The following is a 23781-nucleotide window of genomic DNA, read 5'->3' as shown; positions in this document are numbered from 1 at the left end:
TCGCATTGCCGAAAACCTTGAAAAAACCCGGTTTTGCGCTGTAACAAGTTGTCGCCTGGCGGCAAGGCCGAACACAATTCAGTCCTTACAATCTTCCCATCGCTCGCCAGTTTCAGGCAGGCGTTCCTCATCAGGAGACTCCGATGTCCGTTGAGCATGCTGCGGTGCAACGCGCCGATTTCGACCAGGTAATGGTCCCCAATTACGCCCCGGCCGGGTTCATTCCCGTGCGCGGTGCGGGTTCCCGGGTCTGGGATCAGGCGGGGCGCGAACTGGTGGATTTCTCGGGCGGGATCGCCGTCAACGTATTGGGCCACTGCCATCCGGCGCTGGTCGGTGCCTTGACCGAGCAGGCCAATAATCTCTGGCATGTGTCCAACGTCTTCACCAACGAGCCAACCCTGCGTCTGGCCAAAAAGCTGGTGGATTCGACCTTCGCCGAGCGCGTGTTCTTCTGTAACTCGGGTGCTGAAGCCAACGAGGCGGCCTTCAAGCTGGCGCGCCGAGTGGCGCACGACCTGCACGGTCCTGAAAAGTACGAAATCATTTCGGCGGTAAACAGTTTCCACGGGCGCACCCTGTTTACCGTCAGCGTCGGTGGCCAGCCGAAATACTCCGATGGTTTCGGGCCGAAAATCACCGGCATCAGCCACGTGCCTTATAACGACCTTGAAGCGTTGAAAGCGGCTGTTACCGACAAGACCTGCGCTGTGGTGCTGGAGCCGATTCAGGGTGAAGGCGGCGTGTTGCCGGGCCAGCTGGAATACCTTCAAGGCGCGCGCAAGCTGTGTGACGAGCACAACGCGTTGCTGGTATTCGATGAAGTGCAGAGCGGCATGGGCCGTAGCGGTCATCTGTTCGCCTACATGCATTACGGCGTGACCCCGGACATCCTTTCCAGCGCTAAAAGCATCGGTGGCGGCTTCCCCCTGGCGGCCATGCTGACCACTGAAAAACTTGCCAAACACTTTGCGGTCGGCGTTCACGGCACCACGTATGGCGGCAACCCACTGGCCTGCGCGGTCGGTGAAGCGGTGATTGATGTCGTCAATACGCCTGAAGTGCTGGCTGGCGTGCAGCGCAAGCATCAGCAATTCAAGACCCGCCTGGAGAGCATCGGCCAGCAATATGGCGTGTTCACCGAAGTGCGCGGCCTGGGCCTGTTGATCGGCTGCGTGCTGTCCGACGCCTGGAAAGGCAAGGCCAAGGACATTTTCAACGCCGCTGAAGCCCAGGATCTGATGATTCTGCAGGCCGGTCCCGACGTGATCCGTTTCGCGCCGAGCCTGGTGATTGAAGACGCAGACATCGAAGAAGGCCTGAACCGCTTCGAACGTGCCATCGCCAAGCTGACTTCCTGATTCATCCGCTTTATCCCGGTGTCTGCCTGATCGGCAAACACCGGACATTTTCCTGTGCTGTGCGGCATGATGCCGTGTGGTGCTTTTACCAGTGCCGGTCGTAAATGCCGGTCGATCTACAAGGAGTGGCACCATGCTGGTGATGCGCCCTGCGCAAATGGCTGATCTGGCCGAGGTTCAACGCCTCGCTGCCGACAGCCCTATCGGTGTCACGTCCTTGCCCGACGATGCTGGCCGCCTGACCGACAAGATCGGCTCGTCGGAGGCATCATTCGCCGCCGAGGTCAGCTTCAACGGCGAAGAAACCTACTTCTTCGTGCTCGAAGACAGCGAAAGCGGCAAGCTGGTGGGCTGCTCGGGCATTGTTGCTTCGGCGGGCTACTCTGAGCCGTTTTACAGTTTTCGCAACGAAACCTTCGTGCATGCTTCCCGCGAACTGAAGATCCATAACAAGATCCATGTTCTGTCCCAGTGTCACGACCTGACCGGTAACAGCCTGCTGACCAGTTTCTACGTGGTCCCGGAGCTGGTCGGCACGGCATGGTCGGAGCTCAATTCGCGCGGCCGTCTGCTGTTTGTCGCCAGTCACCCCGAGCGCTTTGCCGATTCGGTGGTCACCGAGATCGTCGGTTACAGCGACGAACAGGGAGATTCGCCGTTCTGGGATGCCATCGGGCGCAACTTCTTCGATCTCAACTACGCCGCTGCCGAGCGCCTGTGCGGGCTGAAAAGCCGGACTTTCCTCGCCGAGCTGATGCCGCATTACCCGATCTACGTGCCATTGCTGCCTGACGCTGCGCAGGAGGCCATGGGCCAGGTGCATCCGCGTGCGCAGATCACCTTCGACATCCTGATGCGCGAAGGCTTTGAAACCGACCATTACATCGACATCTTCGACGGTGGCCCGACCCTGCATGCCAAGGTATCCGGAATCCGGTCCATCGCGCAGAGCCGTCTGGTGCCGGTCAAGGTCGAAACCGCGCAAAGCAGCGATGTCGGCACAGGCGGGCGTCTTTATCTGGTTGCCAACGGCCTGTTGCAGGATTACCGCGCGGTGCTCCTGGAACTGGACTGGGCACCTGGCAGACCGGTGGTGCTGAGCCTGCAGGCCGCCGAAGCACTGGGCGTTGGTGAAGGTGCCAGTGTGCGGATCGTCGCGGTCTGAGCCAGACGTTCGATAGCCGATTAGCGAGTTTCAAGGCTCTCGATGAGCCGCTGAGGAGATAACATGATCGTTCGTCCTGTACGCAGCAGTGACCTGCCTGCGCTGATTGAGCTGGCGCGCAGCACCGGTGCCGGTCTGACGACCCTGCCCGCCAATGAGCAGCGTCTCGCGCACCGGGTAGGCTGGGCTGAAAAGACCTTTCGCGGAGAAGCCGAGCGCGGCGATGCCGACTATCTGTTCGTGCTTGAAGATGACGATGGTCGGGTGGTCGGTATCTCTGCCATCGCCGGGGCGGTCGGCCTGCGCGAGCCCTGGTACAACTATCGGGTCGGCCTCACGGTCAGTGCGTCGCAGGAACTGAACATCTACCGGGAAATCCCGACCCTGTTCCTGGCCAACGACCTGACCGGCAATTCCGAGCTGTGCTCGCTGTTCCTGCACAGCGATTCACGCAATGGCCTCAATGGCCGCCTGCTGTCCAAGGCGCGCATGCTGTTCATCGCCGAATTTCCGAAGCTGTTCGGTAACAAGATCATTGCCGAGATGCGTGGCATGTCCGACGAGAATGGCCGGTCGCCGTTCTGGGAAAGTCTGGGTCGGCATTTCTTCAAGATGGAATTCAGCCAGGCCGATTACCTGACCGGTGTTGGCAACAAGGCATTCATTGCCGAGTTGATGCCCAAATTTCCGCTTTATAGCTGCTTTCTTTCCGAAGACGCACGCAATGTGATCGGCCGCGTGCATGCCGACACCGAGCCTGCGCTGACCATGCTCAAGGGCGAAGGGTTCTCGTATCAGGGTTACGTCGACATCTTCGATGCGGGACCTGCCATCGAGTGCGAGACCGGCAAGATTCGCGCAATCAAGGACAGCCAGGCGCTGGTACTGGCCATCGGCACGCCAGGTGACGATGCGCCACAGTTTCTGATTTACAACCGCAAGCGTGAAGACTGCCGCATTACGGTAGGCGCTGCGCGTTTCGCCGCTGGCACGCTGGTGGTTGCGCCACAAACCGCCAAGCGGCTGCGCATGAGTGCAGGCGACAACGTGCGCGCCGTGCCTTTGTCTGCGGCGCGGGAGGGCGTTTGATGAGTACCCTCTACATTGCAGGTGCATGGCAGGCCGGGCAGGGCGAGCTGTTCCATTCGTTGAACCCGGTGAGCCAGCAAACGCTCTGGTCCGGGCAGGCTGCTACGCCAGAACAAGTCGATTACGCAGTGCAGGCTGCGCGTCAGGCATTTCCCGGCTGGGCGCAGCGCTCTCTGGATCAGCGCATTGCTGTGCTGGAGGCCTTTGCTGCCAGCCTCAAGGGCCGCGCTGACGAACTGGCGCATTGCATCGGTGAAGAAACCGGCAAGCCTTTGTGGGAGTCGGCGACCGAAGTAACCAGCATGGTCAACAAGATTGCCATCTCAGTGCAGAGCTATCGCGAACGAACCGGCGAAAAGAGCGGGCCGCTGGGCGACGCCACGGCAGTATTGCGCCATAAGCCACATGGTGTGGTCGCGGTGTTCGGGCCGTACAACTTTCCTGGTCATCTGCCTAACGGGCACATCGTTCCGGCCTTGCTGGCGGGCAATACGGTAGTGTTCAAGCCCAGCGAACTGACGCCGAAAGTCGCCGAACTGACCGTCAAGTGCTGGATCGAAGCCGGGTTGCCTGCCGGTGTTCTCAACCTGCTGCAAGGCGGGCGCGAAACCGGTATCGCACTGGCTGCCAACCCAGGCATCGACGGGCTGTTCTTCACCGGCTCAAGCCGCACCGGTGATGCGCTGCACCAACAGTTCGCCGGGCGTCCCGACAAAATTCTCGCGTTGGAAATGGGCGGTAACAATCCACTGATCGTTGATCAGGTTCAGGACATCGAGGCAGCGGTTTACAACATCATTCAGTCGGCGTTCATTTCTGCAGGCCAGCGCTGCACGTGCGCGCGTCGCCTGTTGGTGCCCGAGGGCGACTGGGGCGATGCCTTGCTGGCGCGGCTGGTTGCCGTCAGCGCGACTATCGAGGTGGGGGCGTTCGATCAGCAGCCGTCTCCGTTCATGGGCTCGGTCATTTCACTGGAGGCCGCACACGCCTTGCTCGACGCGCAGCGCAACCTGCTCGCCAACGGCGCAGTGACCTTGCTGGAAATGCGTCAGCCGCAGGCCGGAGCAGCGCTGCTGACGCCGGGCATTATCAATGTCAGCGCGGTCGCCGAGCGGCCTGACGAAGAGCTGTTCGGCCCGCTGTTGCAGGTTATCCGCTACGCCGGTTTCGACGCCGCCATCGCCGAAGCCAACGCCACTCGCTATGGCCTGGCGGCAGGCTTGCTCTCTGACTCCGAAGCGCGCTATCAGCAGTTCTGGCTGCACAGCCGCGCCGGGATCGTCAACTGGAACAAACAGCTGACCGGCGCCGCCAGCAGCGCACCGTTCGGCGGGGTCGGCGCCTCGGGCAACCACCGCGCCAGCGCTTATTACGCAGCCGACTATTGCGCCTATCCGGTGGCTTCGCTGGAGGCGGGCAGCCTGACCCTGCCGTCGACACTGACCCCCGGCATCAGGCTGAGCTGACAGGGTGCGCACGATTGCTTATAAAAACAGATCCACGGAGCCTTGCCGATGAAGTCCTGTGAAGTGAATTTTGACGGTCTGGTCGGGCCAACCCACAACTACGGCGGGTTGTCCTACGGTAATGTCGCCTCCCAGAGTAACAGCCAGCAATGCGCGAACCCGCGTGAAGCAGCGCTGCAAGGCCTGGCGAAAATGAAAGCGCTGATGGACCTAGGCTTTACCCAGGGCGTGCTGGCACCGCAGGAACGCCCTGATGTGGCCGGTTTGCGGCAGCTGGGTTTCATCGGCAGCGATGAACAGGTGATTGAAAAAGCCGCCCGTCAGGATATGCCATTGCTGGTTGCCAGTTGCTCGGCATCGAGCATGTGGGTGGCCAACGCGGCGACGGTCAGCCCCAGTGCCGACACCGCAGATGGGCGCGTGCATTTCACGGCAGCCAACCTCAACTGCAAATACCATCGCAGCATCGAGCACCCGACCACCAGCCGCGTGCTGGGGGCAATGTTTGCCGATGCAAAGCACTTTGCCCATCATCCTGCGTTGCCACCAGTCGCGCAGTTCGGCGACGAAGGCGCGGCCAACCACACCCGTTTCTGTCAGGACTACGGCCAGCCCGGCGTGGAGTTTTTCGTTTTTGGCCGCAGTGCGTTCGATACCCGCTACCCGGCACCGCAAAAGTATCCGGCCCGCCAGACCCTGGAAGCGTCACGAGCTGTTGCGCGTTTGCATGGCTTGAGCGAGGGCGGTGTGGTTTATGCTCAGCAAAACCCGGCTGTCATCGATCAGGGTGTATTTCATAACGATGTGATCGCGGTCGGCAACGGTGAGGTGCTGTTCTATCACGAGGATGCATTCCTCAACACCGAGCCAATGCTTAATGAGCTGCGCGACAAACTCGGCCGTGTCGGCGGGCAGTTGCGGGCGATTTGTGTGCCGCGTGCCGAGGTCTCGGTGCAGGATGCGGTGCGCTCTTATCTGTTCAATAGCCAGTTGTTGTCACGCCCGGACGGCTCAATGCTGCTGATCGTGCCGCAGGAGTGTCAGGCCAATGCGAGCGTCTGGGCTTATCTGCAGCGGTTGATTGCCGATGACAGCCCGGTTGCCCAGGTCAAAGTGTTCGACCTTAAGCAAAGCATGCAGAACGGCGGCGGCCCTGCCTGCCTGCGACTGCGTGTAGCGCTCAAGGAAACCGAGCTGGCTGCGGTGAACCCTGGCGTGATCATGACCGCGCCGCTGTACGACACGCTGACGCAATGGGTCGACAGGCACTACCGTGATCGCATGAGTGAAAACGATCTGGCCGATCCCCGATTGCTCATCCAATGCCGTACGGCATTGGATGAGCTGACGCAAATCCTTAAACTGGGTGCCGTCTATCCGTTTCAACTGAATTGAAACACCCTGCGCGCCGGGCAAATGTCTGGCGCATGATTTCTTTATCTAGAGCATTCCGACTATGAGCGACGCCCTGCAACTGATCCTTGAAGACACCGATGGCACCCAGCTGGAAACCTCTTGCACCCGCGTTGCCATTATCTGGCAGGGCAAGGAGCTGTGGATTCAGCAGGATGGCCGTGGCCAATTGCTGATCGGTGTTGATGTCGAAGAAGACGATACCGAGTACGCCAACCTGCTGCTGCGCCCGTTGGCAACCAACCTGGTCAGCCTGCAACTGGAAATGGAACCGGCCGACGCAGGTGCCGACGAAGACGGTCACGTTCACGGTCCTGACTGCAACCACTAAGGAAGTTGCCCTATGCTCGCCCTCGGCAAATTGCTTGAACTGACCCTGGCTGGACGTGAGCCAGCGGAAAAGACTCAACTGACCGTCGAAGGCGTGCGAATGCGATGGATGGGCGAGGGGGCTCTGGAGGTCCGCCCGCCGCAGGTCCGTGACAATGGCACGGACCTGCTGCTCTCTGCCGGTATTCATGGCAACGAGACTGCACCCATCGAGCTGCTGGATGAACTGATCCGCAGCATCGCGCGCGGCGACCTTAAGCCGCGCGCACGTATTCTGTTTCTGTTTGGCAATCCCGACGCCATGCGGCGCGGTACCCGGTTTGTCGAGCAGGACGTAAATCGGCTGTTCAACGGTCGTCACGAGCAAAGTGGCGGTGCAGAAGCCCTGCGTGCCTGCGAGCTGGAGCACTTGGCCGCCAGCTTTTTCAGCCTGCCGGATCGCTACCGCCTGCATTACGACCTGCACACTGCCATTCGCGGTTCGAAGATCGAGCAGTTCGCGCTGTACCCGTGGAAAGAAGGCCGTCAGCACTCGCGTCTCGAACTGGCCCGGCTGCGTGCTGCGGGGATGAGTGCGGTGTTGTTGCAGAACAAGCCGTCCATTGTGTTCAGTGCCTATACCTACGATCAGCTGGGTGCCGAGGCCTTCACTCTGGAACTGGGCAAGGCCCGGCCGTTCGGCCAGAACCAGCAGGTCAATCTTGCGCCGCTGCGTCTGCGTCTGGAGCAGATCATCGAAGGCCGCGAGCCCGAGCTGGATGAAAATCTTGAGGAGTTGCAGCTGTTCAGCGTGGCACGCGAAGTCATCAAGCGCACCGATGCATTCACGTTCAACCTCGCCGATGCTGTAGAAAACTTCTCACCGCTGGAAAAGGGCTATGTGCTGGCCGAAGACGCGGGCGGTTCACGCTGGGTGGTAGAGGAGGATGGCGCGAGAATCATCTTCCCCAACCCGAAGGTCAAAAACGGCCTGCGGGCGGGGATTCTGATTGTGCCGACTGATGCGGGTAGCCTTGGCTGATCGCTGGGCACCCTCAAGACCGGACGCAGAGCGTTCAGGACGGCATTCCCACGCTGGAGCGTGAGGAACGATAGGTGTCCGGGAGAACACCTACCGATGCTTCGTCTTAGCAGGCCGCTTTCTGCTGTGCGTCCAGACGGCGCAGGCTGCGTACCTTGTTCAAGGTGTCAGCGCAGGTTTTGGCCGCTTCTTCGCCTTTGTGCGAGAAGTGATCAAAGAAGAACTTCTGATGTTCTTCGCCCGCATGGAAGTGGTGCGGTGTCAGGACCACGGAAAACACCGGTACTTCGGTTTCCAGCTGGACCTGCATCAGCGCGCTGACCACTGACTGCGCAACGAATTCATGGCGATAGATGCCGCCGTCCACTACCAGTGCAGCGCCGACGATGCCAGCGTAACGGCCGGTATTGGCCAGCAGTTTTGCATGCAGCGGAATTTCGAAGGCACCGCCCACTTCAAAGATGTCGATGTCACTTTCCGCATAGCCATGATTGGCCATCTCGGCGATAAAACCTTTACGGCTTTGATCGACGATATCCTTGTGCCAGCAGGCCTGGATGAAGGCGACGCGTTCGTTCGGGTGGCTTTTGCTTTTGCTGTCGATTGCAGTAGGTTGCACGTGTTCTGACTCCTGTTTATGGAAAAAACAGGGCGTTTGGATCGAAAGGGATTCAAGTCGCGTAGGAAAGCCTCCTGAACGATGTCGTTCATGATGAGGTTTTGCAGACGTTCTTGCTGACACCAATCCCGCTCTCTCTTCATCCGGACTATGACCGTCGGCCCCGGAATCACACCGGGTCTGCTGACCTTGCCGATCGCCAGCCAAAGCTGCGACCCCCAAGCGCTCGCGGGCTAGACGCATTGCGCGCCATTACCGCCGGTGGGGAATTGCACCCCGCCCTGAGAACGTTGCCGGCACTTTACGTGGCCGGTGCAGGATTTTTATCACAGTTCGCCGGATCATGCATGGACACTTTCGTACGGTGCACCTACCTTTTTCTTATAAGGGCGCAGAGTATCGAGAGTGACGACGCTTGATTATCATGTGCTGTGGCCTCAGTAATGCCTTGTTGCAAGCCAAAGGTTGCATGCATTATCGATCTTCAACTTCAGGGAGTTTTTTTCGTGACTGTCATCGATCTGCGCAGCGACACAGTGACTCTGCCTACGCCCGGTATGCGGGATGCCATGGCGCGTGCGCCCGTCGGCGATGACGTCTATGGTGAGGACCCCACCGTCAACCTGCTCGAAGCGACGCTCGCCGAGCGCCTCGGGTTTGATGCCGCGCTGTTTGTCCCGTCAGGCACCATGAGCAATCTGCTGGCACTGATGGCGCACTGTGAGCGTGGCGATGAATACATCGTTGGCCAGCAGGCCCACACGTATAAGTACGAAGGCGGCGGTGCAGCCGTGCTGGGTTCCATCCAGCCACAGCCACTGGAGGTGCAGGCCGATGGCTCCCTTGACCTGCAGCAGGTGCTCGACGCCATCAAACCCGATGACTTTCACTTCGCCCGCACACGCCTGCTGGCCCTGGAAAACACCATGCAGGGCAAGGTGCTACCGTTGGAATACCTGGCCGCCGCACGCACACTGACGCTGGAAAAAGGCCTCGCCCTTCATCTGGACGGCGCACGGCTGTATAACGCATCGGTCAGGCTGGGCGTCGATGTCCGCGAGATTACCCGGCACTTCGATTCGGTATCGGTGTGCCTTTCCAAGGGCCTGGGCGCACCGATCGGCTCGGTGCTGTGCGGATCGCAGCCGTTGATCGCCAGAGCGCGTCGCTTGCGCAAGATGCTCGGTGGCGGCATGCGTCAGGCCGGAGGGCTGGCTGCCGCAGGGCTCTACGCGCTGGATCATCAGGTCGAGCGGCTGGCGGATGACCATGCCAATGCTGCGTTTCTGGCCGAAGGCCTGAGCGGGCTCGGCTACGCTGTCGAGCCGGTGCAGACCAACATGGTCTACGTGCAGATTGGTGAGCGCGCTGCAGCACTCAAGGCGTTCTGCGCCGAGCGTGGCATCGTGCTCACAGCCGCAGCGCGGCTGCGCATGGTGACCCATCTGAATGTGTCGCGTGCGCAGGTTGAACAGGTCATCGCTGCATTTGCAGCCTTTGAACACTCATGAGATCACGATAATCCAGTTACTTGTTTCTATCGCACAAACACACTGTACCGAGGGCGCAACGCCTATATAATGCGGCCCTTTGCCGTCGCTACGTCATTTGACGTTTTGCACTTGCCTCTGGCCGCAGTCTCCGTGGAAGAACCTATGAAAAGCGCAGAAATCCGTGAAGCCTTCCTTGGCTTCTTCGAAGAGCAAGGCCACACCCGTGTTGCTTCAAGCTCCTTGATTCCGGGCAATGACCCAACCCTGCTGTTCACTAACGCAGGCATGAACCAGTTCAAGGATTGCTTCCTGGGCCAGGAAAAACGCGCCTACACCCGCGCCGTTACCAGTCAGAAATGCGTGCGTGCCGGTGGCAAGCACAACGACCTGGAAAACGTCGGCTATACCGCTCGTCACCACACTTTTTTCGAAATGCTGGGCAACTTCAGCTTCGGTGACTATTTCAAGCGTGATGCCATTACCTACGCCTGGACCTTCCTGACCTCCGAGAAATGGCTGAACCTGCCCAAGGAAAAGCTTTGGGTCACGGTCTACGCGACCGACGACGAAGCCTACGACATCTGGACCAAAGAGATCGGCGTGCCTGCCGAGCGCATGGTTCGTATCGGCGACAACAAAGGCGCGCCTTACGCCTCCGATAACTTCTGGACGATGGGCGATACCGGGCCATGCGGTCCTTGCAGCGAGATTTTCTTCGATCACGGCCCGGAAATCTGGGGCGGCCCGCCAGGCTCGCCGGAAGAAGACGGTGACCGTTACATCGAAATCTGGAACAACGTATTCATGCAGTTCAACCGTACGGCTGATGGCGTGTTGCACCCGCTGCCGGCGCCCTCGGTCGATACCGGTATGGGGCTTGAACGTGTCAGTGCCGTTCTGCAACACGTACATTCCAACTATGAAATCGACCTGTTCCAGAGCCTGCTGGCTGCGTCGGCCAAGGCCATTGGTTGCAGCAATGACAACCAGGCTTCGCTGAAGGTCGTGGCGGACCACATCCGCTCGTGCGGTTTCCTGATCGCGGACGGCGTGCTGCCTTCCAACGAAGGTCGTGGCTATGTGCTGCGCCGCATCATTCGGCGCGCCTGCCGTCACGGCAACAAGCTGGGTGCCAAAGGCAGTTTCTTCTACCAGATCGTTGCTGCGCTGGTGGCCGAAATGGGCTCTGCGTTCCCTGAGCTGGTGCAACAGCAGTCGCATATCGAGCGCGTGCTGAAAGGTGAAGAGGAACAGTTCGCCAAGACCCTTGAACAGGGTCTGAAAATTCTCGAACAGGATCTGGCTGACCTCAAGGGCACCGTGGTGCCGGGTGAAGTCGTGTTCAAGCTGTATGACACCTACGGTTTCCCGATGGACCTGACGGGTGACATCGCCCGCGAGCGCAATCTGACCCTGGACGAAGCCGGCTTCGAGCGTGAAATGGACGCCCAGCGCGTGCGCGCCCGTTCAGCCAGCTCGTTTGGCATGGACTACAACAGCCTGGTCAAGGTCGACGTCGCCACGCAGTTCACCGGTTACTCTGCAACGACTGGCAGCGCCAGCGTTGTGGCGCTGTATAAAGAAGGTCAGTCGGTCACTCACCTGAATGAAGGCGAAGAGGGCGTGGTGATTCTCGACACTACCCCGTTCTATGCCGAATCGGGCGGTCAGATCGGCGACAGTGGTTTCCTGCATGCCGGTGATGTGCGTTTTGATGTCAGTGACACCACCAAGACTGGCGGTGCGTTCCTGCACCACGGTGTTGTGGCCTCCGGCAGCCTGAGCGTCGGCGCACAGGTTGAAACACAGGTGGCCGATGAAGTTCGCGATGCAACCAAATTGAACCATTCGGCCACTCACTTGCTGCACGCCGCATTGCGTCAGGTGCTGGGTGAGCATGTTCAGCAGAAAGGCTCGCTGGTCGACAGTCAGCGCCTGCGCTTTGACTTCAGCCATTTCGAGGCGATCAAGCCCGAGCAACTGCGTGCGCTGGAAGATATAGTCAACGCCGAGATTCGCAAGAACACCGAGGTAATGACCGAAGAAACCGATATCGACACGGCGAAGAAGAAGGGCGCCATGGCGCTGTTCGGCGAAAAGTACGGCGACAGTGTTCGCGTACTGAGCATGGGCGGCGAGTTTTCCGTCGAGCTGTGTGGTGGCATTCACGCCAGCCGCACCGGTGACATCGCGCTGTTCAAGATCGTCAGTGAAGGCGGTGTCGCTGCAGGTGTGCGGCGTATCGAGGCGGTTACCGGTGCTGCTGCGCTGGCCTGGCTGAATGCGGCCGAAGATCAACTCAAGGAAGCCGCGACGCTGGTCAAAGGCAACCGCGACAACCTGCTGGACAAGCTGACGGCTGTGCTTGAGCGCAACCGTCTGCTGGAAAAACAACTGGAACAACTGCAAGCCAAGGCAGCCAGTGCCGCCGGCGACGACCTGTCGGCTGCCGCGCTGGATGTCAAAGGGGTCAAGGTTCTGGCTACGCGCCTGGATGGCCAGGACGGCAAGGCGCTGCTGGCGCTTGTCGACCAGTTGAAGAACAAGCTCGGCCGCGCAGTGATCCTGCTCGGCAGTGTTCATGAGGACAAGGTTGTCTTGGTCGCAGGCGTGACCAAGGACCTGACTGGCCAACTCAAAGCCGGTGATTTGATGAAGCAGGCGGCTGCCGCTGTCGGTGGTAAAGGCGGTGGGCGTCCTGATATGGCTCAAGGCGGTGGTGTCGATGCCGGTGCGCTGGACTCAGCGCTGGCACTGGCCGTTCCTTTTGTAGAGCAGGGTATCTGAGTCGAGTCTGCAGGCCTGTCGATTGCCGACAGGCCTTGCAAGGTTTGAATGGGTTAATGGGTGCTCTTAACGGGTTCTGAGGCGGCTTTGAGATGGCTTTAATCGTACAGAAATTTGGCGGCACCTCGGTGGGCTCTGTAGAGCGCATCGAGCAGGTGGCCGACAAGGTCAAGAAATTCCGTGAGGCTGGAGACGACCTTGTGGTCGTGCTGTCGGCCATGAGCGGCGAAACCAACCGTTTGATCGAGCTGGCCAGGCAGATCAGTGATCAGCCGGTTCCCCGTGAACTGGACGTGATCGTTTCCACTGGCGAGCAGGTCACCATCGCGCTGCTGGCGATGGCGCTGATGAAGCGTGGCGTGCCTGCGGTGTCCTACACCGGCAATCAGGTCCGTATCCTTACCGACAGCGCGCATAACAAGGCGCGCATCCTGCAGATCGACGACCAGAAGATCCGCTCCGACCTGAAAGCCGGTCGTGTGGTGGTGGTCGCCGGCTTCCAGGGCGTCGATGAGCACGGCAACATCACCACCCTCGGCCGTGGTGGCTCGGACACTACCGGTGTTGCGCTGGCCGCAGCGCTGAAAGCTGACGAGTGCCAGATCTACACTGACGTCGATGGTGTGTACACCACCGACCCGCGTGTCGTGTCGCAGGCTCAGCGCCTCGACAAGATCACCTTCGAAGAGATGCTGGAAATGGCCAGCCTCGGGTCCAAGGTGCTGCAGATCCGAGCGGTCGAGTTCGCCGGCAAATACAACGTCCCGCTGCGCGTTTTGCACAGCTTCAAAGAGGGGCCGGGCACCCTCATTACAATCGATGAAGAGGAATCCATGGAACAGCCGATCATTTCCGGCATCGCCTTCAACCGCGATGAAGCCAAGCTGACCATCCGTGGTGTGCCAGACACCCCCGGCGTAGCGTTCAAGATTCTCGGCCCGATCAGCGCGGCCAATATCGAAGTCGACATGATCGTGCAGAATGTTTCGCACGATAACACCACCGATTTCACCTTCACGATCCATCGCAACGACTATCAGGCGGCCTTGCAGGTGCTTGAGTCCACCGCACGTGAGATCAGCGCTCGTGAAGTGTTCGGCGATACCAAGATCGCCAAGGTGTCCATTGTCGGTGTCGGCATGCGCTCGCATGCAGGCGTTGCCAGCCGTATGTTTGAAGCATTGGCCAAGGAAAGTATCAATATACAGATGATCTCCACGTCGGAAATCAAGGTTTCCGTGGTCATCGAAGAGAAGTATCTGGAGTTGGCTGTGCGCGCGTTGCACACGGCTTTTGAGCTGGATGCTCCGCGGCAGGGTGAGTGATCCTGTCGTCGAAGGGCGCGGTCTGACCGCGTCTTTCGGGTGCTGCGCAGAAAGGCTATGGTTTTCTTTGCGTTAGTCGATACACAGGTAAGGGTTGTGGCCTTGTGCTACAGGTCGATGCCTACTGGTTTGCAGACTGTTGTCCCTGAATAAAGGCGTAAGGAGAAAAGTATGCTGATTCTGACTCGTCGGTGCGCGGAAAGCCTGATCATTGGAGACTGTCAGAAATTTTGTGTTCGGGCATAACATGTAGCTAGAGGTGCATGTATGCCGACCAAAAAGAAGTCCGCCAATGCAACAGCGAGGGAGTTGCCCTCGATTCCCCAAGAGCTGATCGAGCAGTTTGTTAAAGGCCCGATGAGCGCCGAAGCCATTCAAGACGCGTCCATGGCGTTCAAGAAGGCTCTGATCGAGCGTGCGCTAGGCGCCGAGCTGGGTCACCACCTTGGTTATCCTCAGGGCGCGGAGCGCCCTGAGGAGTCGACCAATCAGCGCAATGGCAAAAGCAGCAAGACGGTTCTGACCGACGACGGGCCGCTTCGCCTGGATATCCCCAGAGACCGCGATGGTAGCTTCGCCCCGATCCTGATTCCCAAGCACGAACGACGTTTTACAGGCTTCGACGACAAGATAATTGCCATGTACGCCCGGGGCATGACGGTGCGTGAGATCCGCGCTTTTCTATCTGAGCAGTATGGAACTGACGTGTCCCATGACTTCATCAGCTCAGTCACCGATGCGGTCATGGAAGAGGTGGGCGCTTGGCAGCAACGACCCTTGGAACCGATGTATCCGGTGATCTTCTTCGATGCGTTACGGGTCAAAATCCGGGACGAGGGGTTAGTGTGCAACAAGGCTATTTATCTGGCGCTGGGGGTATTACCTGATGGCACGCGCGACATTCTGGGTATATGGATCGAGAGCACCGAGGGTGCCAAGTTTTGGATGAAGGTGTTCAACGACCTCAAGACTCGTGGCGTTGAAGATGTTCTGATCGCCGTCACGGATGGCCTCAAAGGAATACCGGAGGCGTTGGGGGCGGTTTTTCCTGCCACGACGCTGCAAACCTGCATCGTGCATCTGATCCGCAACAGCTTGGACTATGCCGCTTGGGATAAACGTCGGGCACTGGCCAAAGCACTCAAGCCGATCTACCAGGCGATCAATGCCGATGTGGCTGAGCAAGAGCTTAACGCCTTTGAAGCGGGCCCCTGGGGCAAGCAGTATCCGACTGTAGTTGCTGCATGGCGTCGCGCCTGGGATCGGGTTATACCGTTTTTTGTTTTTCCGGCGGGCATTCGCAAAGTGGTTTACACGACCAATGCCATCGAGAGCATCAATGCCCAGTTACGCAAGATCATCAAGACTCGAGGGCACTTCCCGACCGATGAGGCTGCGACGAAACTGATATGGCTTGGGTTGCGCAACATCACCGCCAACTGGGGTCATGCGGCACACGACTGGAAAGTGGCAATGAATCAATTTGCGATCCTGTACGGAGACCGATTTACCAGACCGAGCTGGTAAAACAAGGGCCTGCCTGACGGCAGGCCCTAACCAGCCCGAACACAAAAAAACTGATACTCCCGATCATTGGTGACGGTGAGATTACCGTGACCGTGCTCGGAGTGAAGGGTAATCAGGTGCGTATTGGTGTCAATGCGCCCAAGGAAGTCGCTGTCCATCGTGAAGAGATTTACCTTCGCATCAAGAAAGAGAAGGACGAAGAACCAAGCCATTAATTTTTATTGAATTTTTGGTTTGCAAACGGGGAAAAGGGTGGTTATTATACGCCCCGTGTTGCGGAGAGCTGGCCGAGTGGCCGAAGGCGCTCCCCTGCTAAGGGAGTACACCTCAAAAGGGTGTCGGGGGTTCGAATCCCCCGTTCTCCGCCATTATTTATGTAGTGCGTAAGATTGGGCTTGATCGGTAAGTTGTTGAATTTACTAGAAAAAGTGCTTGACTAAACAATATTACGACCTATAATGCGCGGCACCAACACATGCACTCGTAGCTCAGCTGGATAGAGTACTCGGCTACGAACCGAGCGGTCACAGGTTCGAATCCTGTCGAGTGCACCATTTAAAGTTGTTTGAAGAGTTGTAAGCAATTACAAGGTTTCCGATAACTGGCTTCAACCAGAGGTGATCTGGTCTAAAAACACCAATGCACTCGTAGCTCAGCTGGATAGAGTACTCGGCTACGAACCGAGCGGTCACAGGTTCGAATCCTGTCGAGTGCACCATACAACGAAAAGCCCACATCGAAAGATGTGGGCTTTTTGCTTTCTAGCGTTTTCCTTTAACGCATCCGTTCCCGTCGAATGTCACATTGTTGCTGCGGCCCTTTTTCTGGTTGTACACGTAATGCAATTCGCCATTACGGTTGGTGATTTTGTCCGGACGCCCCAGCAGGCTCTCGACATCACGCATAGTCATGCCGGGAGGTGTGCGCTGGTTGATGATAGCTGCCCGACGCTGTTCGGCGCTCAGGCGGTTGCCGCAACCATCATCGCGCGTGCCGACCACGACCAGTTCCTGGCTCGCGGGCTTCTTGCGTGTTGGCGCTGAAAGGTTTGCGGGCGGGAGTAACCCGATGTTGGTTCCCGGTGGCGCATTGAAGGCCCTTTGCATGCTGGTGCTGTGACCTTCGGGGCAGCCGAGAGTGGTGAACATGATTTTTCCGGAAGCGTCTTCGCAGCGATGAACAGTGCTGGCGGTCGCCGGTGCAGGAGCGCAGAGTAGAGCGCTCCACAGGGATAGATGAACGGCTGTGCGCATGCTCAAGTCCTCCATGACAGGGTGTCGTGCAAGCCTAGCCGCAGCCTCTGGAGGCGGCGAGCAGGTTTTCTTGGCTGAATGTGACGTTGAGGCCGGGCCAGCTCACAGAGTTTTACAGGTTTGTGCTGCAAACGGTTGTTATAGGTCGAATTTCTCGCATGCGCTTCTCTAAAAGCGGTGTATCATTGCGCCCGTCAGCTCCGCCGGGGCTTGTGGAACACCTCCATGGACTTACCCAGTCGTTACTCAATAATGTTTTTCAACAATCATGAATTAATTGATTGATCTCCCGGCGTGCTCCGCTGCTGGGAGTGGAGTTCGCCTATGACCGAAAGAGAAGTAAAAAAAACGCAGGAAAGCTTGCAGGATCGCCTGGCTCAGGTTGTCGATCTGCTGCAGCGCCAGCGTATTGTTGAAGACCTGACCCATCGTCAGGAAGGTCAGCATCAGGACCGTGTAGAAAACCTGGTTCACCGGCAGAACCTCGTCGAGTTGCAACGCAAGCTCGAAGACCTTCACTCTGCCGACGTCGCTTATATCCTCGAAGCCCTGCCTCTGGAAGATCGTCTGACCGTATGGCAGCTGGTCAAGGCTGAGCGCGATGGCGACATTCTTCTTGAAGTATCCGATTCCGTTCGTGAAACCCTGATCGCCGACATGGATGATCACGAGTTGCTCGCGGCGGCACGGGACATGGACGCCGACGAACTGGCTGACCTTGCTCCCGAGTTGCCCCGTGATGTCGTTCACGAGCTTATGGAGGCACTGGATTCACAACAGCGTGAGCGTGTCCGTTCGGCTTTGTCCTATGACGAGGATCAGGTCGGTGCGCTGATGGACTTCGAGATGGTGACGATCCGTGAGGACGTCAGCCTTGAAGTCGTACTGCGCTACCTGCGCAGGTTGAAAGAGCTGCCGGGCCACACCGACAAACTGTTTGTGGTCGACTCCGAAGGCGTGCTCAAGGGCGTGCTGCCGATCAAGCGCCTGCTGGTCAATGATCCGGAGAAGCAGGTTGGCGAAGTCATGGCCAACGACCCGGTCAGCTTTCACCCGGAAGACGATGCCTACGATGCGGCACAGGCCTTCGAGCGTTACGACCTTATCTCTACGCCGGTGGTGGACAAGAACGGCAAGCTGATCGGCCGTCTGACCATCGATGAAATGGTCGACCTGATTCGTGAGGAGAGCGAAAGCGAAGTTCTCAACATGGCGGGTCTGCGCGAAGAAGAAGATATTTTCGCTTCGGTATGGCGTTCCCTGCGCAACCGTTGGGCCTGGCTGGCAGTCAATCTGGTGACGGCATTCCTGGCTTCGCGCGTGATCGGCCTGTTCGAAGGCTCCATCGAGAAGCTGGTGGCGCTCGCTGCGCTGATGCCTATCGTGGCCGGGATTGGTGGCAACTCAGGTAATCAGACCATCACCATGATCGTGCGCGCGATGGCGCTGGATCAGGTCAATACCGGTAATACCGCCCGCTTGCTGCGCAAGGAATTGGCTGTCGGCTTGATCAATGGTTTGCTCTGGGGCGGGGTGATCGGCGTGGTTGCCTACATGCTGTACGGCAGTTGGTCGCTAGGCGTGGTCATGACCGCAGCCATGACGCTCAATCTGCTGCTGGCGGCGCTGATGGGCGTTTCCATCCCTATGGCGCTGGCGCGCCTGGGGCGAGACCCTGCCATGGGGGCAAGCGTCATGATTACGGCGATGACCGACAGCGGCGGTTTCTTCATCTTCCTGGGGTTGGCGACGATCTTTCTGCTCTAAGCTTTCTGTTTCAAGATAGGCTCTTAAAATAAAAAAACCGCCATGATCAGGCGGTTTTTTTATGCCCTGACGAAGTCTTCGGCTTGCCATGTACTGCCACTAGGCCTACGACTACTAACGAAAAAGGCTACAACGAAAAAGGCCAGCTTTCGCTGGCCTTTGTCTGTTACACCAAGTCTCAGGACTCTTCGGAAGCGAGTTCCGTGTCATGAGCAATCAGCGAAACAAGTGCATTCTGTTGACGATGTGAAAGCTGACGAAAACGTTGCAGCAGCTCGCGTTCGTGCAAGGACAGCTCAGGACTGTCAAGACGCAGGCTTGGTTCATCACCAAGTGCGCCTTCCTGAATCAGGCTTTGTTCGAGACGAGCAATGATTTCCGAGTTCATGCTGCGGTGATGATTCTTGGCTACCTCTTGCACGCGATTACGCATGCCGTCTGGTAGGCGAACGACGAACTTGTCAGCCGTGCGGCTGGAATAAGTAGCCTGTTTCATAGGGCTCATATATTTAACCGGTTAGTTCAGGGGAAGCGGTTCTAGCAAGTGGCCGCAAGATTGTCATCGTGAGACAGTCATTTTGGCCAAATGTTCAACCGGGGTTCCAAGGGGCCGACATCATGCCGTAATACGTCGAATCCTTGGCGTCAATTCTGTGACAAATATTGACTCAGGTGGCGGCGTTTGGCCAGCACCAATTATCAGAAATGCGAGCAAATTTGCAAAGTCCTCGCATTTGCCCCTGAATAACCGGGCACGTCACCGAGCTTCTTTTTGCCATCATGGCCATTTGACTCTGAGAGTAGGTCGGAATTCAGCGCAAACGAAGCTACCCGACCAAGGGTTGCGAGGGCGGGGCGAAAGGAGGATTTGGAGGATATGAGCGCGGTGCTCGGCGCGATAAGCGGGTTGAGCGAGAGGGTTTTGAGCTTTTGGTGCTATGCCTTTTAGATTAGCGAAGCACAGGGTCAAATTTGATACGACGGCCGAGAAAAAGCGCTACTACAAAAAGACTGGCGAACACGCCTGCAGCGATGTTGGCAGCGATGCTCAGGGTGTGCGCTTGAACAGGGAGCAACAGGTCAACGATCACAGCCATAATCGCCAGGACCAGAAATGACAACGCGGATTTTGACATGGCTACTCTCTCTATAAAAAATGGCTGGTTCAAACGCTCTCAGAAAATCCAGCGCTGCTCGGCGCGTGGCATCTGAAGTGAATCATCATCGTCATTGGCCAATACCGCTGCGCTAGCAATGCGGTCAGTCATGATGGCCAACTGAGGCGCATGGCTGATCTGGTGATGGACAGGAGCAGGTGCGTTGACCTGCGTGTCACTGGCACCTGAGTCATGAAAATGAAATGCCACCAGAGCCACCAGAGCTGCCGCATTCAACACTGAGAGAGTCTTGTTCATTTTCCAGTACCTATGCCCGACCGTTTGGGAGGAGATGTGTTCACTGATACTGATAATGCAGTCTGCATGCCAATCAGAAAATGATAAAAATTCCTTTTAAATCAATGACATATGAATTAAAAAAAGTCGGGTGCAGTGCGTTTTGCAATGATGGCTTTTTGGGGGATTGCAAATTGCATGATCGGTTTATTCAGCCGTGTTTCGGGGCGACATCGGCTACAGCCCTGAAGGGCAATGACGACATGACAAAAGCGGCACATGCCGCTAAGATGCACGCCGTCCTCGCTGGCACCGATCGGTGTGCTGGCACGCAGTGTCTCAGTAGCTCAATTGGATAGAGCATCCCCCTCCTAAGGGGAAGGTTGGCAGTTCGAACCTGCCCTGGGACACCATAATTATCAAGTGGTTAGCGAGACTTGGTGTTAGCTTTTTCGATTATCCTTGTCGCTAGTCCCCACTTTGGTCCCCACTTCTCTGCACGTTCATTATCGAGAGATCCACCAAGGAACCATGGTTGTTTTGGTCGATTTCCGAAACTGGTGCTAGCTCGTTCTCACTTTCTTTGAATTCCATTCCAATTGAAAAGTCATTTGCGCTGCAGTTGATCTCGATACGTCGGAATTGGCCGGCACGTTTGAGCCGCCCATGTAGGGGCGGCTGACAGAGATAAACCCTTACAGGTCATGTGTGCTTGTGCCCAAATCCCCGAGGCTGAAGAAACATTTTTTCTAGGTCATTTGGGCCAACATCGGAAGCGTCCTTCACCTGCAACGATCTCTTAAGCAGATAGATTCCGTCGATGAATTGCGGTGGTTGCCCAGGCACCATTACAACTGGCATTAAGAGATAAGCACCAGCCTTCTTGTAGTCGTCCAAAAACCTTGTGAGGTTGACGTCATCAGCAGGTTCCATGGTCAGGGAGCGCGACGCCAGCATCGCAACTTGTAGATCCCCTTGATCCCTCGGGATCTTTGAGGTGATGACCATTCCGTAATGCGTCGGATGCTCGATGGAAAACCGGCGAACAATGCCTACGTGGATTTCCTCCTCCTTGTCTACTGTCCCGAATCGCTCTCGCCACCGCTCAAATATTTTTACGGCCGCATCCCTATCCTTAAACATTATCGCAATGAAGGGCGGCGCCATGGGATTAACCACTCCATAAGCTATGTGTAGTGGTCAACTGATCAAAGGCTTCGCACAGCAACTCAACCGATTCACGGGCACTGAGCTGATCAATCAGCGCATGCGCTCGTGCTCTTCCGACATCAAGAGCGCGGTAGCCTTTTTTAAAATGGATTTCTCCCGCTCAAGACGGGCAATCCGGGCTTCCAGCTCCTGAATTTTCTGCTGCTCGGGCGTCAGGGCTTTGCTCTGTGGAGTGACACCGTTGCGCTCCTGTTGAAGCTGGTTAACCCAGCGACGCAGTGCGGACTCGACAACTCCCAGCGAGCGAGAGGCCTCAATGTGGCTATAGCCTTGATCGAGCACGAGGCCTGCGGCCTCGCGTTTGAATTCAGCGGAAAAGGTACGGCGTTGTTTGGTCATCAGACACCTCTATCTGGCGAGCATTCTCGCCTAAATGGGTGTCCGGTTTCATTAGACCACTACAATGCCACACTAAATCCAGCCGAAAAATACGGGCCGCCCGGAATCTTGGTATGCCGCTATGGAACTAAACCCATAATATCGACCACACATATTATATGTGTCATCTACGAATGGGAAAAACATATGAAAACACATTTTGATCGATGGGTGGATGCTCTGATAGCGCGTTACAAGCTACCTACGCCACCCGGAAAGCAGTTCGAGGATGAGGTTTATCGCTTTATGGTCAACGACGATATTCCCGTTAAGATTTATGGGGAACGTGACGGTTGTATTTATTTACATAGCACTCTTGGTGCGTATCAAGATAAGTACGAAGGATTTAGTCGTGAGCTACTTCAAGCTAATGACTTTAGCCTAAAAAAACCCTGCCTGATATTAGGTCTTGATAATCAATATAATCTGATTTTGCATGCTCGGCTGTTGCCAGCGGACATCGAAGGCGCACAGGGGATCGCAAGTTTTGAGCACTTTATCGATAGCAGTAGCGCAATAAAAAACCACTTCAATCTTAAGTGAGGAATCTTCCATGGGCATATGTGCATCATCCAGTCGCAACCAATATAGTCCAGCAGTATCTAATACCTGTTCACCTCAGCATGTCGCGTCGCACGGAAACCTAGCCAGCAGCGGCGGAAATCGTATTACGTCTGTAGACCAGCTAAACTCTACTGAGCGTAAACGGTTTTTAGAACGGCAAGATCCTATGCGCATGTTTAATTTCAAAAAAGATACGCCGGTTTACCGAACGATGTCACCTGAGTTTCTTGTCGACGGCAGGGTAAGCGGTAACCCCATTTCAAGGACATGGGTTCGTGATCATGAGAGTCTGAGGCCAAATCCAAATGGCGGCTTCCCTGAAGGGACCTCAAATGCGTATTGGCCAGTTATTCGTGAGGCTCGTGACCTAGGCCCCTCATTGAACGTAATGACAGGTGGGCCTTCATATAGTCGCGATGGGGATATCAATGTTCGGATGCGGCTAGGTGATTTTATTGATCGAGGCGGGAAAGTTTATCTTGATAATTCTGCTGCCGGGGGAGATAGACAAAAAACGATCCCGTTAGTCATCACTCTACCTGAAGGACAAAGCGTGCCAGCTGAAAAGATTGTAAGCGCCTCATGAACCCCACATTCCAAGCCGGCAATTGAAGCTTGATGCTGTGCTCCCGATTCTTTTCAGGAGCCAGCACCTCATGATGCGACCCGACGCCAAAGTCGAAAAAGTGTACCTCTACCCCACGCCGGTGGACTTTCGAAAGTCCATCGACGGCCTTGCCGCACTGGTTGAGCTGGATATCAAAGTCGCCGTGTTCGACCCCGTGCTTTCTGTTTTTCTGAATCGCTACCGTAACCGGGTGAAAATCCTTTATCGGGAGCGCAACGGCTTCTGCCTTTGGCTCAAGCGTTTGGAGTCCGAGCGGTTCAAAACCTCTCCCGATGAGACGGACGAGGCCATCGTGCTGACGGTCCAGGAACTGAACTGGTTACTTGTAGCGGCTTGCAATCGAAAACCCGCTGGCTCGCGTTTATGAGCCTTTGCTGGCTCACATTAGTTGCGATTATCCGTAGCTGCTGGCTCGGATTATGTGCGACTCAGCTCATGGTATTTGCGACCAGCTCAAATTATCGATCAACCGGCTCACGCTATCTGCAACTGATGAGGTGTTTAGAAACTCGCGGTTTGCCTTTATAACTGGACGTTGAAATATGTGCTCAGTTCTTGGATGCGAGTCGTGGTGCTTGGCGATTAGCCCGTAGAAAGCATGCGAACCGTCCAACAAACCCTCGTTTGATGGACGTGCTAGCCGGTGCTGGTTCAGTTGCAGCTAATGTGAGCCGGAAACGATGGAATGCAAGTCGATGCGGCTGAATGCAAGCTCGCTCGCAATTAATCTGAGCCGAAAAAGGCGCTGAATGCGAGCACTGCTGTTTTCGATTGCAAGCCGCTACAATTAATTACGCCGAGAATTCCGGTCGCCAACTCGTGCTTTTCCAGCAGACGACGGAAGTTGAGAATGGTGGTTTCGTCTGGAAGGTGATCCTTCTCGATCACATCATAGCGCGCCAGTGCTCAGTCTTGTTTTACCGTAAAGAATTAATTACCGCTGCCGAGAACATTACAGGTGAGCAGGTTAC

At 56.8% G+C, this 23781-nt stretch carries 23 protein-coding genes, 4 tRNA genes, 1 pseudogene and 1 riboswitch; of the genes and pseudogenes, 20 read left to right on the top strand and 8 right to left on the bottom strand.

Going from position 1 to position 23781, the window contains the following annotated elements; genetic code table 11:
* Positions 1–143: 143 nt before the first annotated feature.
* The 7 genes from FFH21_RS18760 to astE all read left to right on the top strand — a co-directional run bounded on the left by FFH21_RS18760 (position 144) and on the right by astE (position 7845).
* Complete coding sequence (locus FFH21_RS18760; protein ID WP_004665894.1) at positions 144–1361, top strand: aspartate aminotransferase family protein; 1218 nt, start codon at positions 144–146, stop codon at positions 1359–1361.
* 133 nt (positions 1362–1494) lie between these two features.
* Positions 1495–2526, top strand: a complete 1032-nt coding sequence (gene aruF, locus FFH21_RS18755) for an arginine/ornithine succinyltransferase subunit alpha (RefSeq protein WP_002554436.1) — start codon at positions 1495–1497, stop codon at positions 2524–2526.
* A gap of 63 nt (positions 2527–2589) precedes the next feature.
* Positions 2590–3615: an arginine N-succinyltransferase gene (gene astA, locus FFH21_RS18750; protein ID WP_004659722.1), complete on the top strand. Its 1026-nt coding sequence runs from the start codon at positions 2590–2592 to the stop codon at positions 3613–3615.
* Positions 3612–5081 (top strand): succinylglutamate-semialdehyde dehydrogenase, encoded by a 1470-nt coding sequence (astD, locus tag FFH21_RS18745; RefSeq protein WP_162885689.1) that lies wholly within the window; start codon positions 3612–3614, stop codon positions 5079–5081. Before astA ends, astD begins: the two co-directional genes overlap by 4 nt.
* Before the next feature lie 48 nt (positions 5082–5129).
* On the top strand, positions 5130–6476 hold the full coding sequence (gene astB, locus FFH21_RS18740) for an N-succinylarginine dihydrolase (protein WP_011169157.1): 1347 nt from the start codon (positions 5130–5132) through the stop codon (positions 6474–6476).
* A 61-nt stretch (positions 6477–6537) separates the two neighbouring features.
* Positions 6538–6825, top strand: coding sequence for a hypothetical protein (locus FFH21_RS18735; RefSeq protein ID WP_011169156.1), 288 nt, complete (start codon positions 6538–6540; stop codon positions 6823–6825).
* 12 nt (positions 6826–6837) lie between these two features.
* Positions 6838–7845, top strand: coding sequence for a succinylglutamate desuccinylase (gene astE / locus FFH21_RS18730; protein WP_004659735.1), 1008 nt, complete (start codon positions 6838–6840; stop codon positions 7843–7845).
* Between the two features lie 106 nt (positions 7846–7951).
* Here the strand turns inward: astE and FFH21_RS18720 are convergent, their stop codons facing one another.
* Positions 7952–8464 (bottom strand): 6,7-dimethyl-8-ribityllumazine synthase, encoded by a 513-nt coding sequence (locus FFH21_RS18720; RefSeq protein WP_005746300.1) that lies wholly within the window; start codon positions 8462–8464, stop codon positions 7952–7954.
* A gap of 126 nt (positions 8465–8590) precedes the next feature.
* Positions 8591–8757, bottom strand: a riboswitch (FMN riboswitch).
* 213 nt (positions 8758–8970) lie between these two features.
* Between FFH21_RS18720 and ltaE the strand changes: the two genes are divergently transcribed.
* The 8 genes from ltaE (at position 8971) to FFH21_RS18675 (ending at position 16314) form a co-directional block, all read left to right on the top strand.
* Complete coding sequence (gene ltaE, locus FFH21_RS18715) at positions 8971–9975, top strand: low-specificity L-threonine aldolase (protein WP_004665892.1); 1005 nt, start codon at positions 8971–8973, stop codon at positions 9973–9975.
* A 144-nt stretch (positions 9976–10119) separates the two neighbouring features.
* Positions 10120–12744, top strand: a complete 2625-nt coding sequence (alaS, locus tag FFH21_RS18710; RefSeq protein WP_011169155.1) for an alanine--tRNA ligase — start codon at positions 10120–10122, stop codon at positions 12742–12744.
* A 92-nt stretch (positions 12745–12836) separates the two neighbouring features.
* Entirely contained in the window at positions 12837–14069 is a 1233-nt protein-coding gene (locus FFH21_RS18705; RefSeq protein ID WP_011169154.1) for an aspartate kinase, read from the top strand.
* A 267-nt stretch (positions 14070–14336) separates the two neighbouring features.
* Complete coding sequence (locus tag FFH21_RS18700; RefSeq protein WP_004666928.1) at positions 14337–15596, top strand: IS256-like element ISPsy17 family transposase; 1260 nt, start codon at positions 14337–14339, stop codon at positions 15594–15596.
* A 50-nt stretch (positions 15597–15646) separates the two neighbouring features.
* The gene (gene csrA, locus FFH21_RS18690) at positions 15647–15811 is read left to right on the top strand and encodes a carbon storage regulator CsrA (protein WP_054088553.1); all 165 of its coding nucleotides are present in this window, start codon (positions 15647–15649) and stop codon (positions 15809–15811) included.
* 62 nt (positions 15812–15873) lie between these two features.
* Positions 15874–15964: transfer RNA gene (locus FFH21_RS18685), tRNA-Ser, on the top strand.
* A 109-nt stretch (positions 15965–16073) separates the two neighbouring features.
* A tRNA-Arg gene (locus FFH21_RS18680) sits at positions 16074–16150 on the top strand.
* 87 nt (positions 16151–16237) lie between these two features.
* Positions 16238–16314 (top strand) — tRNA-Arg (locus FFH21_RS18675).
* A gap of 43 nt (positions 16315–16357) precedes the next feature.
* Here FFH21_RS18675 and bamE read toward each other — a convergent pair.
* A complete protein-coding gene (bamE, locus tag FFH21_RS18670) occupies positions 16358–16849 on the bottom strand; it encodes an outer membrane protein assembly factor BamE (RefSeq protein WP_004659748.1) in 492 nt (163 codons plus the stop codon).
* A gap of 324 nt (positions 16850–17173) precedes the next feature.
* Between bamE and mgtE the strand changes: the two genes are divergently transcribed.
* On the top strand, positions 17174–18616 hold the full coding sequence (gene mgtE / locus FFH21_RS18665) for a magnesium transporter (RefSeq protein ID WP_002554424.1): 1443 nt from the start codon (positions 17174–17176) through the stop codon (positions 18614–18616).
* A 178-nt stretch (positions 18617–18794) separates the two neighbouring features.
* On the opposite strand, the gene FFH21_RS18660 is transcribed toward mgtE, so the two are convergent.
* The 3 genes from FFH21_RS18660 to FFH21_RS18645 form a co-directional block, all read right to left on the bottom strand.
* The gene (locus FFH21_RS18660) at positions 18795–19121 is read right to left on the bottom strand and encodes an Arc family DNA-binding protein (RefSeq protein WP_002554423.1); all 327 of its coding nucleotides are present in this window, start codon (positions 19119–19121) and stop codon (positions 18795–18797) included.
* A gap of 445 nt (positions 19122–19566) precedes the next feature.
* Positions 19567–19752 (bottom strand): PA3371 family protein, encoded by a 186-nt coding sequence (locus FFH21_RS18650; RefSeq protein ID WP_002554422.1) that lies wholly within the window; start codon positions 19750–19752, stop codon positions 19567–19569.
* 39 nt (positions 19753–19791) lie between these two features.
* Positions 19792–20031, bottom strand: a complete 240-nt coding sequence (locus tag FFH21_RS18645) for a hypothetical protein (protein ID WP_004659754.1) — start codon at positions 20029–20031, stop codon at positions 19792–19794.
* A 315-nt stretch (positions 20032–20346) separates the two neighbouring features.
* On the opposite strand from FFH21_RS18645, the gene FFH21_RS18635 reads away from it, so the two are divergent.
* Positions 20347–20423 (top strand) — tRNA-Arg (locus tag FFH21_RS18635).
* 289 nt (positions 20424–20712) lie between these two features.
* On the opposite strand, the gene FFH21_RS18630 is transcribed toward FFH21_RS18635, so the two are convergent.
* Both FFH21_RS18630 and FFH21_RS18625 read right to left on the bottom strand, forming a co-directional pair.
* The gene (locus FFH21_RS18630; RefSeq protein WP_041924597.1) at positions 20713–21177 is read right to left on the bottom strand and encodes a hypothetical protein; all 465 of its coding nucleotides are present in this window, start codon (positions 21175–21177) and stop codon (positions 20713–20715) included.
* A 40-nt stretch (positions 21178–21217) separates the two neighbouring features.
* Positions 21218–21579, bottom strand: a pseudogene (locus FFH21_RS18625) (transposase); the annotation flags it as partial.
* A 186-nt stretch (positions 21580–21765) separates the two neighbouring features.
* Here FFH21_RS18625 and FFH21_RS18620 point away from each other — a divergent pair.
* The 3 genes from FFH21_RS18620 to tnpB all read left to right on the top strand — a co-directional run bounded on the left by FFH21_RS18620 (position 21766) and on the right by tnpB (position 23177).
* Positions 21766–22161 (top strand): CesT family type III secretion system chaperone, encoded by a 396-nt coding sequence (locus tag FFH21_RS18620; RefSeq protein ID WP_011169152.1) that lies wholly within the window; start codon positions 21766–21768, stop codon positions 22159–22161.
* Positions 22162–22171: 10 nt separating this feature from the next.
* Positions 22172–22768: an AvrPphF family type III effector gene (locus FFH21_RS18615; RefSeq protein ID WP_011169151.1), complete on the top strand. Its 597-nt coding sequence runs from the start codon at positions 22172–22174 to the stop codon at positions 22766–22768.
* A 70-nt stretch (positions 22769–22838) separates the two neighbouring features.
* Positions 22839–23177, top strand: a complete 339-nt coding sequence (tnpB, locus tag FFH21_RS18610) for an IS66 family insertion sequence element accessory protein TnpB (protein WP_011169150.1) — start codon at positions 22839–22841, stop codon at positions 23175–23177.
* A 356-nt stretch (positions 23178–23533) separates the two neighbouring features.
* Here tnpB and FFH21_RS30250 read toward each other — a convergent pair whose 3' ends face one another.
* Positions 23534–23698 (bottom strand): transposase, encoded by a 165-nt coding sequence (locus FFH21_RS30250; protein ID WP_111779210.1) that lies wholly within the window; start codon positions 23696–23698, stop codon positions 23534–23536.
* Positions 23699–23781: the final 83 nt, after the last annotated feature.

Origin of the sequence: Pseudomonas sp. KBS0707 (assembly GCF_005937945.2) — a bacterium.
GTDB lineage: Bacteria > Pseudomonadota > Gammaproteobacteria > Pseudomonadales > Pseudomonadaceae > Aquipseudomonas > Aquipseudomonas amygdali.
Note: the sequence above shows the minus strand (reverse complement) of the source record. Positions and strands in the feature narration are given on the sequence as shown.